15 protein-coding genes are annotated in these 15,883 nt (G+C 61.3%); 2 read left to right on the top strand and 13 right to left on the bottom strand.

Annotated elements, in window-relative coordinates; all coding sequences use genetic code 11:
- Positions 1 to 10: 10 nt before the first annotated feature.
- Complete coding sequence (locus tag AC1RJY_RS10590) at positions 11 to 988, top strand: SPFH domain-containing protein (RefSeq protein WP_011774876.1); 978 nt, start codon at positions 11 to 13, stop codon at positions 986 to 988.
- Positions 989 to 1,245: 257 nt separating this feature from the next.
- Positions 1,246 to 1,593, top strand: a complete 348-nt coding sequence (locus AC1RJY_RS10595; protein WP_011774875.1) for an RNA polymerase-binding protein RbpA — start codon at positions 1,246 to 1,248, stop codon at positions 1,591 to 1,593.
- Positions 1,594 to 1,675: 82 nt separating this feature from the next.
- Here the strand turns inward: AC1RJY_RS10595 and AC1RJY_RS10600 are convergent, their stop codons facing one another.
- From AC1RJY_RS10600 to AC1RJY_RS10660, 13 genes are all read right to left on the bottom strand, one after another.
- Entirely contained in the window at positions 1,676 to 2,419 is a 744-nt protein-coding gene (locus AC1RJY_RS10600) for a polyprenol monophosphomannose synthase (RefSeq protein ID WP_011774874.1), read from the bottom strand.
- Positions 2,420 to 2,845: 426 nt separating this feature from the next.
- A complete protein-coding gene (locus AC1RJY_RS10605) occupies positions 2,846 to 4,504 on the bottom strand; it encodes an amidohydrolase (protein ID WP_014921932.1) in 1,659 nt (552 codons plus the stop codon).
- Positions 4,505 to 4,553: 49 nt separating this feature from the next.
- The gene (locus AC1RJY_RS10610) at positions 4,554 to 7,529 is read right to left on the bottom strand and encodes a DEAD/DEAH box helicase (RefSeq protein WP_498602268.1); all 2,976 of its coding nucleotides are present in this window, start codon (positions 7,527 to 7,529) and stop codon (positions 4,554 to 4,556) included.
- A gap of 24 nt (positions 7,530 to 7,553) precedes the next feature.
- Positions 7,554 to 8,390, bottom strand: a complete 837-nt coding sequence (tatC, locus tag AC1RJY_RS10615) for a twin-arginine translocase subunit TatC (RefSeq protein WP_011774871.1) — start codon at positions 8,388 to 8,390, stop codon at positions 7,554 to 7,556.
- Positions 8,391 to 8,396: 6 nt separating this feature from the next.
- Positions 8,397 to 8,666 (bottom strand): Sec-independent protein translocase subunit TatA, encoded by a 270-nt coding sequence (gene tatA, locus AC1RJY_RS10620; protein WP_498602269.1) that lies wholly within the window; start codon positions 8,664 to 8,666, stop codon positions 8,397 to 8,399.
- Positions 8,667 to 8,702: 36 nt separating this feature from the next.
- The gene (locus AC1RJY_RS10625; RefSeq protein ID WP_011774869.1) at positions 8,703 to 9,053 is read right to left on the bottom strand and encodes a hypothetical protein; all 351 of its coding nucleotides are present in this window, start codon (positions 9,051 to 9,053) and stop codon (positions 8,703 to 8,705) included.
- Positions 9,054 to 9,062: 9 nt separating this feature from the next.
- Entirely contained in the window at positions 9,063 to 11,081 is a 2,019-nt protein-coding gene (locus AC1RJY_RS10630) for a helix-turn-helix transcriptional regulator (protein WP_210063794.1), read from the bottom strand.
- 95 nt (positions 11,082 to 11,176) lie between these two features.
- A complete protein-coding gene (locus AC1RJY_RS10635; RefSeq protein WP_011774867.1) occupies positions 11,177 to 11,572 on the bottom strand; it encodes an FKBP-type peptidyl-prolyl cis-trans isomerase in 396 nt (131 codons plus the stop codon).
- 73 nt (positions 11,573 to 11,645) lie between these two features.
- Complete coding sequence (locus tag AC1RJY_RS10640) at positions 11,646 to 12,572, bottom strand: FKBP-type peptidyl-prolyl cis-trans isomerase (protein WP_043470276.1); 927 nt, start codon at positions 12,570 to 12,572, stop codon at positions 11,646 to 11,648.
- Between the two features lie 129 nt (positions 12,573 to 12,701).
- Positions 12,702 to 14,066 (bottom strand): Pup--protein ligase, encoded by a 1,365-nt coding sequence (pafA, locus tag AC1RJY_RS10645; RefSeq protein ID WP_011774865.1) that lies wholly within the window; start codon positions 14,064 to 14,066, stop codon positions 12,702 to 12,704.
- A gap of 1 nt (position 14,067) precedes the next feature.
- Positions 14,068 to 14,775: a proteasome subunit alpha gene (prcA, locus tag AC1RJY_RS10650; RefSeq protein WP_014921928.1), complete on the bottom strand. Its 708-nt coding sequence runs from the start codon at positions 14,773 to 14,775 to the stop codon at positions 14,068 to 14,070.
- 1 nt (position 14,776) lies between these two features.
- The gene (gene prcB, locus AC1RJY_RS10655; RefSeq protein WP_014921927.1) at positions 14,777 to 15,586 is read right to left on the bottom strand and encodes a proteasome subunit beta; all 810 of its coding nucleotides are present in this window, start codon (positions 15,584 to 15,586) and stop codon (positions 14,777 to 14,779) included.
- Between the two features lie 79 nt (positions 15,587 to 15,665).
- Complete coding sequence (locus tag AC1RJY_RS10660) at positions 15,666 to 15,869, bottom strand: ubiquitin-like protein Pup (RefSeq protein ID WP_043806102.1); 204 nt, start codon at positions 15,867 to 15,869, stop codon at positions 15,666 to 15,668.
- Between the last annotated feature and the right edge of the window lie 14 nt (positions 15,870 to 15,883).

A 15,883-nucleotide genomic window follows, 5' to 3' on the forward strand; every position in this document is an offset into this window, starting at 1 on the left:
AAGGAGATGTATGGACGGCTTAGGAGGAACAGCAGCAGCAATTGTGCTGATTGTTCTCGTCATTTTTGTCATCATCGTGTTGGTCCGCTCGGTAAGGATCATCCCGCAAGCCCGTGCCGGCGTCGTTGAACGCCTCGGCAAGTACCAGCGGACGCTCAACCCGGGGCTGACCATCCTGATCCCGTTCGTCGACCGGCTGCTGCCGTTGCTCGACCTGCGTGAACAGGTAGTTTCGTTCCCGCCTCAGCCGGTCATCACCGAGGACAACCTGGTGGTCTCGATTGACACCGTTGTGTACTTCCAAGTCACCGATCCCAGGGCAGCAACCTACGAGATCGCCAACTACATCCAGGCCGTGGAACAGTTGACCACTACCACGCTTCGTAACGTGGTGGGCGGGCTTAACCTCGAAGAAGCACTCACATCCCGCGACCAGATCAATGGTCAACTGCGTGGTGTCCTGGACGAAGCAACGGGTCGCTGGGGCATCCGCGTGTCCCGCGTCGAGTTGAAGGCGATTGATCCGCCCCACTCCATCCAGGACTCGATGGAAAAGCAGATGCGCGCAGAGCGTGATCGCCGTGCAGCCATCCTGACCGCCGAAGGCACCAAGCAGTCGCAGATCCTCACCGCAGAAGGCCAGCGCCAAGCTGCCATCCTCGCGGCTGAAGGTGACGCGAAGGCGGCCATCCTGAGGGCTGACGGTGAAGCCCAGGCCATCCAGAAGGTCTTCGACGCCATTCACAAGGGCAACCCGGACCAGAAGCTCCTTGCGTACCAGTACTTGCAGACACTTCCTAAGATCGCTGAGGGAAGCTCGAACAAGCTTTGGATCATTCCGAGTGAAGTCGGAGAGGCACTCAAAGGCATCGGCGGTGCCCTTGGAGGGAACAACGGGGACTCCCCCGCTGGCCTCTTCGGTGGAAATGAACAGACCAAGACCTCCGAGCCGGCGGGGACAGCGCAGCAACCGCGGCCGGCTGAGTAAACCAGCATTGCAGGGTCTCCGAGCGGTCAGCCATTCCGGCTGGCCGCTCGTTGTTTGTCCGCCTTTTTGAGTAGTGGGCGATGATCCGCGTATAATGGGATATTTGTCCGGCTGGTTCAGCGTGGATGGAACATTAAAGCTTGGCCAGGCGTTGCAATTAGTGATGCAAGGTGTGCAGAAGTAGTCCGTAAGGATCGTGAAAACGGCTTACGGCTAGCGCGGGGTTCCTGCTCCGCGAACAGACAGAGGGAGTAATCATGAGCGATCGCAGCCTGCGGGGTATGCGTCTTGGCGCCCAGAGCATGGAAACAGAATCCGGCGTTGAACCGGCACCGCGCCAGCGGGTCGAGTACCGTTGCGAGGACGGCGAGCAGGTCTTCGTGACCTTCTCCTCCGAGGCCGAAATTCCCCCCGTTTGGGTTTCCAAGACCGGCAAGGAGGCGCTGCTGGTTGATGGCGAGCGTCCTGTGGATGCAAACGAGAAAGCTGTCCGCACCCACTGGGACATGCTCCTGGAACGCCGCAGCCTCCCCGAGCTGGAGCAGATCCTCGAGGATCGTCTGAACATCCTGCGTGAGCGCCGTGGAGAGCGCCGCTCCGCTTAGTCGGCCATGGACACAAGAAAGGCCGGGTCCGGTTTCCCTTTGGGAACCGGACCCGGCCTTTCTGCTTGATAAAGGTAACGAGCTACTTGGCTACGGCAGGCGACTTGCGGGTGAGCTTTGCCCAACGTGCCGCGAGTCCCCATTTGGTGACGTTGATCATGGCTTCCACCACAATGTTGCCGCTCATCTTCGATGCCCCGAGTTCGCGTTCAACGAACGTGATGGGGCGCTCCTCGATGCGGAGGCCAAGCTTGGCAACGCGCCACGCGAGGTCAACCTGGAAGCCGTAGCCAACCGACTCGACCTCGTCCAAGTTGAGTGCTTCCAGAGTGCTGCGTCGGAAAGCACGGTAGCCGCCGGTGACGTCCTTGATCTTGACGCCCAGCATAATGCGGGCATAGGTGCTGCCGATACGGGAGATGGCCTGGCGGTAGAGCGGCCAGTTAACCACACTCCCGCCGGGAACCCATCGTGAGCCCATTGCAAGGTCTGCCCCGTCCTTGACGGCGTCCAGGAGAAGCGGCAACTGCTCCGGCTTATGTGAACCGTCAGCGTCCATTTCCACCAGGACGTCATAGCCTGCGGCCAGTCCCCACTTGAAGCCGGCGATGTACGCGGCTCCCAGGCCTTCCTTGCCCTTGCGATGCAGTACATGCACCTGGCTGTCCTTTGCGGCGAAGTCGTCGGCAAGCTTTCCCGTGCCGTCAGGGCTGTTGTCGTCGACCACCAGGACATCGGAATCGGGCACTGCTGCGCGCAGTCGACCCAATGTCACGGGGAGCGATTCCAGCTCGTTGTAGGTGGGAATGATCGTCAGGACACGCAAGAAGAGGCCTTTCCTTGATGGAGCGGTCAGTGTGCCGGAGCAGCCTTACGGCTGGCGTTCTGGCGCAACTCTCCATTATAGGACGACGGCAAGGACTCATTTGGCGGCTGTGGCGCCGGACACATGGTCGCAGGCAGTGGCGGGGCGCTGGCGGGCAGGTCCACAAGCCCGGGACCAGTGGCGTCGGAGGACGAAACCGCAAACGCACTGTTTTCCGGGTCGCTGTGGACCTGCCCACTCATCTGCCGCCACCATGAATGCGCTCCGGCCACGACCGGACCACCACGCTACGGCCACAGCCTCTGCGTTGATTGTCCGTTGAGCCTCAATGCTACGGACTCACCTTAGGGTGTCAACCGGCCAATGACCTGCGGTTTCGTCTGTCGTCGCAGATCAGGCGGCACTGTGCCGATGGAAATTCCTGCTTTACACCCTGAGCGATTCGTGGGCGAACAGCTCATGTCCCTCGCGGACCGTCTGCAGGCAACGGGGATCGCTGCCGGTGTCCAGAGCAGGCAGAAGGGGCGTCCGCGCCCGGGGGTCCGTGCTCCATGACTGTACTCGGCTATCAGCCACCTGGACCATCAGTTCGTCCACTTCCCAGACGGCGAAACTCGCAGGTGCCCCCGGCACCAGCTGGCCCATCAGGGGGTTCCGGTGCTTGGTGGCCCGCCACCCCGCACGTGTGTGGCCCAAGAACGCGGCACGAGCCGAAATTCTTTGCTCCGGGTTGCTGTGCTCCAGGCAGGCTCGTACGCTCGACCACGGGCGGAGAGGCGTGACTGGGCTGTCGCTGCCGAAAGCGATAGGCACGCCGCTTGCGTAGAAGGATGCAAAGGGGTTCATCGTTTGGCTGCGGCCACCCAAACGCTGCTCGTAGAGGCCGCCTGAGGCACCCCATGCGGCGTCGAAACCAGGCTGAACGCTGACCGACACGGAGTACTTGGCCAGCCGATCGATGGCGGACTGGTCTGCCATCTCCACGTGCTCAAGGCGGTGGCCGGCTGCCCGGATGCGCTGCTCCCCCACTTCGTCGGCTGCTGCATCCAGTGCGTCCAGTACTGCGCCCAGTCCGGCGTCACCTATGACGTGGAAGCCTGCCTGGACCCCCAGAAGGGACGTGGATATCAGGTGCTTGGTGGCATCGTCCACTGAAAGGTACAAACTCCCGCGGTGGCCCGGTGCGTCGGCGTAGTCGTCCAGGAGGGCCGCCGTGCGGGAACCGATGGAACCGTCCATGTTGAGGTCACCGGCCAGACCCAGAACCTCGGTACCCAAGGCGTCCAGTATGGCCTGGGCGTGCTCCTCCGACGTCGCCAGCTCGCCCCAATAAGGGAGCACCTCGGGCTTGTCTCCGTGGCGGTTCCACGAGGCGGCCATCCTCAGGTCTTCGGATCCGCAAATGTGTGGTGCGGACATCTCGGCCATGGCTACATATCCATGGGACGCGGCCTCCTGCAGGGCCTGCTCCTGGTACCCGCGCCTTTCGGACTCCGGGAACATCCGCGCCGTCAACCGGGATGCGGTGTGTGCTGCCCGCACCACGCGTGCGACTCCGGAGAACCCGTCGAGGCCATTCAACCCTGCGGCCGCGGCCAGCGAGGAGGACACAAGGGCTGAGTGGACGTCGATGCGTGAAAGATAGACGTGCCGTCCACCGGATGCCCTTTCGAGCTCTTCAAGGGTAGGGAGCACAGGATTTTCCCACGCGGTTTCATCCCAACCGTGGCCCAGGACTGTGCCCGTACCGCCGGCGGAGGCAACGGCGTCGAGCAGTTCCTTGGCCGAACGCACCGCTGCGAGCTTCAGACCGGACAGGGCAAGGCCTGTCTCCGTCAGGTGTGCATGTGAGTCCACGAATCCGGGCGCAAGGAGGGCACCCCGGAGATCGATGATGTCCATGGATGAGTCAGCGATGGAGGTGGCTGCCTGCTCGGAGCCCACCCAGGCTACGGTGTCGCCGTCCACCACCATGGCGGTGGCAAAGGGGTCGGCTGCGGTATAGATCGAACCGTTGCGATACATCGTGACCTTGCGGTACTTGGTGTTGTGGTCTTGGCCGGCTGGCACGCCTGGCTGGTTCATGCGTTGTGCTCCTCGAGCGTTGAAAACTGTCAATCAGGGAAGGGACGCGCTAAGCCACCGTGGAGTAAGCCACCACGCCGCGGCGGACCAAGTCAATGGATTCACGGCAGATGCGGGCCAAACGCGGGTCCAGTTGCGGGATCTTGGCCAGCTGGTCAAGGAGGTCCACCACTTGCTTCGCCCAGCGCACAAAGTCTCCGGCCGCGAGGTCCGTTCCGCTGAGCACGTCCTGAAGGTGGCGCCCCTTGGCCCACTTGTACATGGGCCACATCAGTCCGAGTTCCGGTTCGCCCGTCAAAGGCAGCCTGTTGCGTTCCTCGGTGTCTTCCAGCTGCGACCATTCACGGATGACGATGTCTATGGCCGATTCCAGTGAGACGCTAGGCATCTTGGGCCGCAGCCCGCGGTCTTCCCGTTTGGCCTGGTAAACCAAGGTGCTGGCAAACGAAGCCAGTTCGGCGGCATCGAGGTCGTTGATGGCGCCCCGCCGAACAGTCTGGGAGATGAGCAGGTCCTTCTCTCCATAGATCCGGCGCAGCCGTTGCCCATCGGTGCTGATGGTGACATGTCCGGCGTCGCTGGTTTCCAGGTAACCGTAAACCGAAAGAACATCGCAGACGCGGTCGAACGTCTTGGCAATGGTGTTGGTTCTGCCTTGGATCTGCCGGACCAGGCCGTCGGTCTCCCTGCGCAGTTTCCACCAGCGCTCCGACCACCGTGCATGGTCTTCGCGTTCGCTGCACCCATGGCATGGATGAGCACGCAGTGCCCGGCGAAGATCTGCGATTTTCTTCTCTTGATCCGGCAGGCGGGCGCCGAGCCCGAAGTCTTCGTGCCTGCTGTTACGGCGGCTTTGGGGAGCGTCCTCGCTGATGGCGTGCCGCATGGAGGAAGCGAGGTCCCTGCGGGCTTTGGGAACCTTGGCATTGAAGGATTTCGGAATGCGGATACGTGTTATCGGTGACACGGGACCATCGAGGTCATGGACACCGATGCGTCGCAGCTGGTTGTCAGAGGTGAGCACGGAGGGGCGTGGTTCCCGGGCATTGGGGTCCACCTCCAGCACAACGGCATGACCGGCCAGTCGACCGCTGTAGATGCTGATGACGTCGCCGGGGATCAAGCGTGTGAGGGAATCAGCAACATGGGATTTCCGGGCGCGATGGTGGTCGCGGGCAGCGAAATTCTCGGCATCACTGAGTTCACGCCGGAGCTTTGCGTACTCGGTGAAGTCGCCCAGGTGGCACTCCATGGACTTGGCGTAGCCCGCCAGCGACTCTTCACGCCCACGCACCTGCCGTGCAAGGCCCACCACTGAGCGGTCAGCCTGGAACTGGGCAAAGGAGGACTCTAGGATTTCGCGTGCCCGGACCCGTCCGAACTGGGCAATCAGATTGATGCTCATGTTGTACGTAGGCCTGAAGCTGGAGTTCAGGGGGTACGTGCGCCGGGAGGCGAGTCCGGCTACGGCGGCCGGATCAGTACCCGGCTGCCACAGCACAACGGCATGGCCTTCGACATCAATGCCTCGACGTCCCGCGCGGCCTGTGAGCTGGGTGTACTCCCCCGCAGTGATGTTGACGTGAGCTTCGCCGTTGAACTTTTCCAGCTTTTCCAGCACCACGCAGCGTGCAGGCATGTTGACACCAAGGGCCAGTGTTTCGGTGGCGAAGACTGCCTTGACCAAGCCGTCGGCAAAGAGCTTCTCCACTACTTCCTTGAACGTTGGAAGCATGCCTGCGTGGTGGGCCGCGAAGCCCCTGACAAGGCCGTCGCGCCAGCCCCAGAATCCGAGGACGTCGAGGTCGTCAGCGGGAATCTCGTGGCTCGCCTCGTCCACCCGCTGGGCAATGATCTGCTGTTCACGTTCGGTGGTCAGCCAAAGTCCCGATGCCGCGCACTGCGCTACGGCAGCGTCACAACCTGCCCTGGAGAAAATGAAGGTAATGGCGGGCAGAAGATCCTGGCGCCTGAGGCTCTCAATGACCTGGGGGCGGCTGGCCTTCCGCACCGGACTGCGCTGCTCGGATTGCTGCCGCTCATCGCGGTACCGGTCCTGGCGCCGACGACTCCGGCCACCATGGCCAAATCGGCCATTCATGTTCATCCGGCTCTCTGAGCGCGCCATGGCCAAGAGGTCCGGGTTCACTTCGAACTCGGGGCCGGTGACTGCCTGGCGGACTGTGTTTGCGGACATGCGCTTGGCTGCGGGACGTCGTCGATCAGTAGGGGCCGGCTCGGTCAGTACCTCGTCCGCTTCGGAAAGATCCGGCACTTCGGTTTCCCGTGCACCAGGTGCCTGGGGCGCAATCTCGTCGAAGGTCGTGTCGCCGGCAAAGAGATCCACAATTTCCCGGCCCACCATGACGTGCTGCCAAAGGGGTACAGGACGGTGTTCGGAGACGATGACGTCCGTATCGCCCCTGACCGTATCCAGCCAGGCGCCGAACTCTTCCGCATTGGAAACTGTGGCACTCAGCGAGGCAACCTGCACTTCGCTGGGCAAGTGGATGATGACTTCTTCCCAGACGGCGCCGCGGAATCGATCTGCCAGGTAATGAACTTCGTCCATCACCACAAACCCCAGGTCGCCAAGGGTTTCAGAATCGGCGTAAAGCATGTTTCGAAGAACTTCGGTGGTCATGACCACTACGGGAGCTTCTCCGTTGATGGTGGTGTCACCTGTCAGCAAGCCAACGTTCGCGGGTCCGTATTTTGCCGCCAGTTCCGAGTACTTCTGGTTGCTCAGGGCCTTGATGGGCGTGGTGTAAAAGGCCTTAAGTCCCCGTTCCAAGGCCAGGTAGATCGCGAATTCGCCAACGATCGTCTTACCAGCGCCGGTGGGGGCCGCCACCAGAACGCCGCGGCCTTCCTGGAGCGACCTGCACGCCTCACGTTGGAAGTCGTCCAGGTCAAAGTCCAAGGTACGGGCGAACGCGCCCAAGTAAGTTTTCGACTCAGCTGCCCGCTGGGCTGCCGCCTGATAACGGTCTGATGGTGATGAAGACCCGGAAGTGGAGGACATGCATCAAGCCTAGTGGCCCAAGGTCTAGAGATTCTCCAGATCCGTGGCCGGGGTTGCGATGTCTGCAGTGGCCTCGGTCTCAGCTGCCCGCTTGATGGCACGGCGCTCACGGCGCCGGTCATTCAGGACGCAGACGCCGATGGCCGCGAAGAACAGGAGCAGCATGGGCGCCGCGAGGTAGAACATGCTCATGGCGTCAGCGCCCGGAGCTGCCATCGCAGCGAACAAGCACACTAGGAAGATGGTGATTCGCCAACTTTTGATGAGCTGTTTGCCCTTGACTATTCCCGCGAGGTTCAATCCAACCAGCACCACGGGCACCAGGAATGCGATACCAAAGGCCAGAAGGAGCCGGAGGACAAAGGCCAAGTAGATTTCAGCGCTGATGAAGTTTGACCCGCCCACCGGAGTGAAGTCGGTCAGCACGCGAACGGCATTGGGCAGCACCAGCCAGGCAAGCAGGACACCGCCGATGAACAGCGGGACCGCTGCTGCCACGAAGGACAGTGCGAGGCGCCGCTCCTTCTTGTGGAGCCCAGGCACTATGAAGGCCCAAAGTTGGTAGATCCAGACAGGGCTTGCCAGGATCACACCGAGAAAGACCGATACCTGAACCATGAGGTCGAACGAACTCGCGACGCCATCAAAGTTCAGCGTGGCAGCGCGTCCCTCTTTTTCATTGAGGTCCTTGATCGGCTTGATCAGTGCTTCCAGGAGGGGCTGGTAGACGATGAAGCCCACCACTGTTCCCAGAATGACGCCGATTGCAGCCTTGAAGAGCCGGTTTCGCAGCTCCTTGAGGTGGTCCAGGAGCGCCATCCGGGCTTCGGGGTTGGCCTTGCGCCCCTTCGTTTCTACCACTTCTCTTTAGACGCGGGTGGAGGGCGGTACGTCAGTCTCGCCGTTGTTCTTGGTCTTGACGTCCGGGTGGCCTACTACCTTGCCTTCTACGGCGTCGGAAGCGTCCTGGGAGTCCTTCGCCTCGGAAGAACCATCCTTCTTCATTTCCCGGACTTCAGACTTGAAAATACGCATCGACTGCCCAATGCTGCGCGCCATGGACGGCAGCTTCGGCGCTGCAAAGAGCACCAGAGCCAGGACGATGATAATGATGAGATGCCAGCCTTCGAGCCTCATGTGGGGAGGTCCTTTCCTTTTGGATACATCCTACGTCTATCTGATTTCAATGTCGTGCAGGGATTGCGGCTGACCGCGCTCGGCTTTGCGCTTGACGCGCCGTTGACGGCGAACTTCCTGGCGGAAGGCTTTGGCCGTCAGGTAATCATGACGCATCTGGTCCGGGGAGGCAAAAATTGCGGATCCCGGTTCTGGCCGGGGATTCGCGCCGTCAACGTCGGAGGTTTCCACGACAGGTGAGAGATTGCTGAATCGTTTACCCGCAGCAGCCAGTTCATGAACAGTTGACATGAATTTTCGGTACAAGCGATAGCCCAGTGTCAGGTGAAGGAGCAACGAAAGGGCTATAAGCGCGATCCACAACAGGATCCAGAACCACCAAGGCATTTGAGTAGTCTAGCCAGCCTTGGTGCCCGAAGGTGAGTCGTACTGCACCAGGGCCGCGTCAACCCACGCACGGCTTTCCTGCCGCAAGGTCCCGGGTTCGAGGATTCGAACGGATCCCCCATGCTGCGAAACAAACATCGGCAGCCACTCCGGATTGCCAAACCTCACTTCGGCGAGCAATCCGCCGTCGGGCAGTTGGGCCGTGCGTTCGGCGTAGTAGTCGTCAGCCAGTCCGGCACCCTGTCGCGTCAGCTGGAGGATCACCAGCACGTCGTCGTCTCCAGGAGTGAACAACCTGGCCGGAAAATCCTGCTCTGCAGTCGCAGCGCCGGACACGGGCCGACCATTGCTCTCCAAGGTTTCCACCCTGTCCAGCCGGAAGTTCCTGATGCCGGCCTTGCTGTGGCAGTAGGCCTCGAAGTACCACGTATTGTCCAGCGAGTAGAGCCGCAGGGGGTCCACGTCACGCTCGGTTACTTCGTCGCGTTGCAACGAGAAGTACCTGAGCCTCAATTGCTGACCTTCCCTGATGGCTCTGGTTATGGCAGCGAAAGCCTGTGACTGTTCAGGCGCCACCGATTGGCCGGACACGGAACCGGCCAATCGTGCTGCCTGCCCGGCAGCACCCGTCAGCTTGATGGTGACGGATTCCAAGGCGCTGCCGGACTCATCTTCTGTCAGGCCTGCCAGCGCCGGCAGATCGCCCAGCATGGCCAGGCCGGTCAGTAGTGCGGCCGCTTCGTCCTCGCTGAAACGCACGGGACGATTCAAATCCAGGTGCTCGGAGATATACACGTGATCGTTCTCCCACTGGATGTCCAGCAGGTCATCCGGATATCCCTCGGGCAGGCCGGAACAGATCAGGATCTTCAGGTCGTCAATCAACGCCTTGCGGCTGATGCCAAAATGATCAGCCACCTGCTGGATATGCAGTCCTTGATGGTGGACCAGAAACGGCACCAGCTGCAGCATCCTGGACAATTGGTCTTCGGACGTGCGCTTGCGTGCCCGGGGCGCGCGTCCCGCTTCCGGAAACTCAACGGGTATCGGGGAAACGTCATCAAAGTTTGCGGCTGCTTGGAGGCGGCGTACGACGGCGGAGCGCAGTTCCGCGGGTCCGGTCACCTTGACGTGGGGCCCGTAGGATGCCAACTCTTCTGCTAGTTGCTCAGGATCCCGGAAATCCACAGATATGCGGTCCCGGCTGCGTTCATCAGGGTCCGTTTGGATGAAAGCAGCCCTTTTGCGGAGGGCAAGCAACCTGTCCTTTTCGACGACCAAGGTGGCCCGCTGAACGGGAAGCTCGTTGAGGGCGTCCAGCTCAGCCCGGGCGTTGAAACCCTCCGGCGGAAGGAAACTGCCCGAGGTGTCCACGCTCACTGCTGTGGTCATCCGGGAAAGCCTGAAGAGCCTCTTGGCGTCCCTCCCCCGGTCCAAGCCCACGAGGTACCACTGGCCGAAGCGGCTGCCCAGTCCCCAAGGCTCCACTTCGCGGACTTCTTCGCGCCCGGTACTGACCGCGAGGTAGCCGAAGCGGACCGGGTGCTTGCCGTGCATGGCTGCAACGACGTCGTCGAAAGCTTGTCCGGCGGGTTTGATCCGGGGCTGGACCCCTGCTGGGAGGTCCACATCCGTGAAGCCTCCGGCTGCCTGCAGCTTGCGGACGGCGTTGGCGGCTGCGGTTCCCAGCGCTGCGCGTTCCCACAACTGTGCAGCGAGCAGCAGCACGGTGCTCTCTGCAGGCGTCAAACTCACATCGGGCAGCCGGTTGGAGTCCTTGCCAATGCGGTATCGGGTGGAGGCGGGGTCGTCGGCGCCGAAGTTTTGCGGATCCGTCAAGGTCTCGATCTCGAAGCCAAAGTGCTTCAGGTCAACTTTGTCGCGCTCGAACATCCGTCCAAAGGCGACATCGTTCTCCGCCGAATCGTGGTAAACCTTTTCGCGCAGCACGGCACGTGGGAGGCCCACTTTGGTATTGAGCAAAGCAAGGAGGAGATTCAACAGGCGTTCAGTGCGGGATGCGGACACGCTTGCTACGTTACTAAAAACCTGCGGGAAAGCAGCAAGGCGCGTCACCGACCGGCAAAACCGGAAGGTAACGCGCCTTGCGAAAAGCCAAAGTCCTAGCGGACGGCTACGAGGTCAACCACGAAAATCAAGGCCTCATTGGGCTTGATTGCTCCACCGGCGCCGCGTGAGCCGTAAGCCAGCTCCGAGGGGATTTCCAGGCGACGGCGGCCGCCGACCTTCATGCCGAGCAGACCCTGATCCCAGCCCTGGATGACTTGGCCGACGCCTACGCGGAAGTCGAGCGGAGCGCCGCGGCCCCAGGAAGCGTCGAATTCTTCGCCCGTGGACCAGGCAACGCCGACGTAGTGGGTGGACACGGTGTCCCCGGCCTTGGCCTCGGTGCCGGTGCCTTCAATGAGATCCGTGATGACAAGGTCCGTGGGGACGTCGCCTTCGGGGAAGTCGATTTCGGGCTTGGTGCGGTCGAAGTCACGCTGACCAAATGACATGGTTGCTCCTTAGGTGAGAAAAGAAAATATGTCAGGAACCAGCCTAAGCGAGTGCCTGCCTATCCTGCTGGCGTTACTTGACGCCCAGGATGTCCACGACGAACACCAGGTGGCCCTTGGCTTCGCCCTGACCTGCCTCGCCATACGCGAGGTCCTGGGGGATGACCAGGAGGACGCGGGAACCTACGGTCTTGCCTTCCAGGCCCTGGGTCCAGCCCTTGATGACGCCGGAGAGCGGGAAGCTTGTAGGCTCGCCGCGATCAAAGCTGGAATCGAACTTCTTGCCGTCGGAAAGGTTGACGCCCACGTAGTTGACGGTAAGCGTGTCGGTGGCCTTGACTGCCGCGCCGGATCCCTTGATAAGGTCCTGGGCGATCAGCTGAGTGGGAGCTGCGATTCCCTCAACCGAGATCTCCGGGATGCCCTTGTCGTTTTCCTTCACGGTGGGGAGTCCCGCGGGAGGCGTAACAGTTTCACCTTCAGGCTTTTCCAGCACCGGGGCTGCATCCTTGGCGGCAACCAGTTTGAAGACGATCAGCTGGGTGGATGCTGCGGCAGCACCAGTGGCAGTGCCGGGCACAGCAAAGGCAACATGCGAACCGACCTTGGCGCCGACAAAGGCGTTGTAGATCAGCGCGTTTTCGGATTTGAGCTGGTCCGTAAGCTCAAGTTGCTGGGGCTCGGCCGCGTACGCATCTTCCAGGGTCTTGCCGTCAGTGCCATCCAATGCGAGATACGCCAGCTCCGCCGTCTGTCCAGCCTTGACGGGTTCACCGTCACCTTCGTTGACAACCTTGACGGTGGGTTCGGTCACGGCGAGGGGCTTGGAGAATTCAATGCCGGGCGCTTTGTCATTGCCGTTATCCGTAACTTTCACGGAGTCGAGCTTGGCGACTTCGCCTGCTGACTGGCTGGTGGGCTCAGCGGCCGGAGTGCTTCCGCCTCCGCACGCGGTGATGAGCAGCAGGGCGGGAAGTAGAATTGCTAGGAGTCGACGCACAAAAAGACACTTTCGTCGGGGCAAAGGGACACTCGGAAAGACGCGTAGCGCATCCAAGCAAGGTGTATCTCGGGAAGAGACCACTATCCAGAATAGCCCGTGAAGCTGGGAGCCAGCTTATAAGGCCCGTCAGCCCATGGAGTCCAGGAGGGCATCCACCCGTTCGTCAACGCTCCGGAACGGATCCTTGCAGAGGATGGTCTGGTGTGCGCGGTCGTTGAGTTTCAGGTGTACCCAGTCAACTGTGTAGTCGCGGCCAAGCTCCTGTGCCCTGCGCACAAAGTCTCCCCGCAGTTTTGCGCGCGTTGTCTGTGGCGGGGCATCCACAGCATCCTTAACGTCGGTTTCAGTGACCAGCCTGCGTGCTTGGCCGCGCGCCTGCAAGAGGAAGAAGATGCCACGTTGCCGCGAGATGTCATGGTAGGTGAGGTCCAGTTGGGCAATGCGTGGTGAATCAAGACTGAGGTCATGGCGGCGCATGTAGCCATCCATGAGCTTCTTCTTGATGGCCCAATCAACTTCGGTGTCGATGGTGCTGGTGTCGCCGCTCTCAATGGCATCCAGGGTCCGCTGCCACAAGTCCAGGATGAGCGGAACGTGGGCGTTGTGGGCACCGTTTGTGGCCACGAAATCGGTGACTTTGTTGAGATACTCGCGCTGGATGTCAAGTGCGGTGAGCTGCCGTCCGTTGGCCAACCGTACCAATGCGCGGCCCGTCAGGTCGTGGGAAATTTCGCGGATGCTTCGGATGGGGTTCTCCATGCGCATGTCCCGCATGATGACGCCGGCCTCGATCATGCGCAGGATGAGGTCCACCGTGCCGACCTTGAGCAGCGCGGAAGTTTCGGACATGTTGGAGTCCCCCACGATCACGTGGAGGCGGCGGTAGAACTCTGCGTCCGCGTGCGGTTCATCGCGGGTGTTGATGATGGGCCGGGACCGGGTGGTCGCAGAGGAGACGCCCTCCCAGATGTGGTCGGCCCGTTGAGAAAACGCGAACGTGGCACCGTGCGGGGTCTTCAAGACCTTGCCGGCACCCGCGATCAGTTGCCGGGTGACCAGGAAGGGGATCAGGATCTCGGCAAGGCGGGAGAACTCTCCACGCCGCGGTATGAGGTAATTCTCGTGGCTGCCATAGGAGTTACCAGCTGAATCGGTGTTGTTCTTGAAGAGATAAACCGTGCCATTGAACCCCTCCGCGGCCAGCCTTGCCTGGGCCTCATCCACGAGGTCGTCCAGGATCAGTTCGCCCGCCCTGTCATGGGCAATGAGCTGTGCAAGGTCATCGCACTCTGCGGTGGCGTACTCAGGGTGGGAGCCCACATCCAAGTACAGCCTGGAGCCGTTGGTCAGGAAGACATTGGATGACCTGCCCCAACTGACCACTTTGCGAAAGAGGTAGCGTGCCACTTCTTCGGGTGCCAAAGGGCGGGAATCGGGGCTGGAATAGGAAATTCCAAATTCCGTTTCAATGCCAAATATCCGCTTATCCATCTCAGCTCTCCTCTGTGAGCAACCGGGTCATGTCTTCCGGAAGCAGCCGTCGGAACGCCCTGCGGGATCCGCGGTTGCTTTCCGAATCGCGGTAAAGAACGGCGGCTTCCACGGCGGCAGCGGGCAATTCTTCAACTTCCTTGTTGGTGGCGAGGGCACGAAGTGCCAATTGCATGGCCCCCGCCAAGTTGAGCTCCGGCTCCCAAGCCCCGTTGACGACGTCGGAAATTTGGTCAGCAAGTCCGCCCATGACCACGAAGCCGTTCTCATCGGCGATTGATCCATCGAAGGTGAGGCGGTACAGGTGGTCCTGTTCCTGCGTGACGCCGACTTCGGCCACTGCCAATTCCACCTCGAACGGCTTCTGCTCGGCCGTGAATACAGCTCCGAGGCTTTGAGCATAAACGCTGGCCAGGCCCCGGGCCGTCACGTCCTCGCGATCGTAGGAGTAGCCGCGAACATCTGCGTAGCGGACGCCTGCTTGTCTGAGGCTCTCAAATTCGTTGTACTTGCCCACTGCGGCGAAGGCGATTTTGTCGTAGATTTCACCGATTTTGTGCAACGACGGCGAAGGGTTCTCCGCGATCAATGCGATGCCATCGGCGCAGCTGATGACCACCACAGAGCGCCCGCGTGCGATGCCCTTGCGTGCGAAGTCCGCACGGTCCTTCATCAACTGTTCGGGAGAGACATAAAACTGCTGTGTCATGTCAGGCCTCCCGTCCGGCGACGGCACGCGATTCAACGATTGCGCCGGCGATCGCAGCCAGGTCCCTCTCAGGGACACGTCGGTTGCCGGAGCGGTTGACCGTGTAGACCACCGGCCATAGTTGCCGGACGGGGTCGGGGCCACCGGTGGCGGAGTCGTCGTCGGCAGCATCGTAGAGCGCCTCAACGGCCACGGATATGGCGTCCTCCTCAGACAAGTTCGGCTTCCACAGTTTCTTCAGCGCTCCCCGTGCAAACACCGAACCGGAGCCAACGGAGTGATGCTCCTGTTCTTCATAGCGGCCGCCTGTGACGTCGTACGAGAACAAGCGGCCCACGCCTGCCACCTGGTCGAAGCCTGCGAACAACGGAATGACCGCCATCCCCTGCATTGCCATGGGCAGGTTTCCGCGGATCATCGCACCCAGGCGGTTGGCCTTGCCCACGAGGCTGAGCAGCGTGCCCTCGATCTTTTCGTAGTGCTCCAGTTCAACTTGGAAAAGCCGTGTGATGTCGATTGCCAAGCCGGCGGTGCCTGCTATGCCCAGCACGGAGTACTCGTCGGCAGGAAACACCTTCTCGATGTGACGGCTGGCGATGATGTTGCCCATGGTGGCCCGGCGATCCCCGGCCATCAACACACCACCGGCGTAGGTCAAGGCCACGATGGTGGTGGCATGCGGCGACGACGGCACTGTGCCGGCGGGTAACAATTGATTGAACGGTAGGAGTTCGGGACGCGAACGTTGAAGATGCTCCGTGAAAGAAGACGTTGCCTGGGTGGCCAGGGGGCCGGTTGATGGGTCCTGCATTGCTGCACTCCTTCGACTCTGCGTTCCGATGCCCGGTGGCCTCACGCCTACCGGGCAGTACCTGCGGGGGTGGGTCCTGTTACTGGCCGCCCTTTTGGACAAACGCCCTGACGAATTCTTCAGCGTTGGATTCCAGAACGCCGTCGATTTCGTCAAGAAGGTCATCCACTCCCTGCGTCGCCTCCGAGGCCTGTGCCTCGGGTGCTGCCGGGGGTGCCTCCGGTACATCCACCTCGGTCTCGGTTTCCCGGGACTGTGGTTGTTGCTGCTCCTGTGCTGCCATTTTCTTTCTCCCTA

Source organism: Arthrobacter sp. GW822-FHT05G07 (assembly GCF_058799755.1).

Excerpts from the sequence above, each read along its gene's own strand:
- AC1RJY_RS10595 (WP_011774875.1), top strand. The coding sequence starts at position 1,246 with ATGAGCGATCGCAGCCTGCGGGGTATGCGTCTTGGCGCCCAGAGCATG.
- AC1RJY_RS10660 (WP_043806102.1), bottom strand. The coding sequence starts at position 15,869 with ATGGCAGCACAGGAGCAGCAACAACCACAGTCCCGGGAAACCGAGACC.
- AC1RJY_RS10610 (WP_498602268.1), bottom strand. The coding sequence starts at position 7,529 with ATGTCCTCCACTTCCGGGTCTTCATCACCATCAGACCGTTATCAGGCG.
- AC1RJY_RS10605 (WP_014921932.1), bottom strand. The coding sequence starts at position 4,504 with ATGAACCAGCCAGGCGTGCCAGCCGGCCAAGACCACAACACCAAGTAC.
- AC1RJY_RS10590 (WP_011774876.1), top strand. The coding sequence starts at position 11 with ATGGACGGCTTAGGAGGAACAGCAGCAGCAATTGTGCTGATTGTTCTC.
- tatA (WP_498602269.1), bottom strand. The coding sequence starts at position 8,666 with ATGAGGCTCGAAGGCTGGCATCTCATCATTATCATCGTCCTGGCTCTG.
- AC1RJY_RS10635 (WP_011774867.1), bottom strand. The coding sequence starts at position 11,572 with ATGTCATTTGGTCAGCGTGACTTCGACCGCACCAAGCCCGAAATCGAC.
- prcA (WP_014921928.1), bottom strand. The coding sequence starts at position 14,775 with ATGACACAGCAGTTTTATGTCTCTCCCGAACAGTTGATGAAGGACCGT.
- pafA (WP_011774865.1), bottom strand. The coding sequence starts at position 14,066 with ATGGATAAGCGGATATTTGGCATTGAAACGGAATTTGGAATTTCCTAT.
- AC1RJY_RS10625 (WP_011774869.1), bottom strand. The coding sequence starts at position 9,053 with ATGCCTTGGTGGTTCTGGATCCTGTTGTGGATCGCGCTTATAGCCCTT.
- prcB (WP_014921927.1), bottom strand. The coding sequence starts at position 15,586 with ATGCAGGACCCATCAACCGGCCCCCTGGCCACCCAGGCAACGTCTTCT.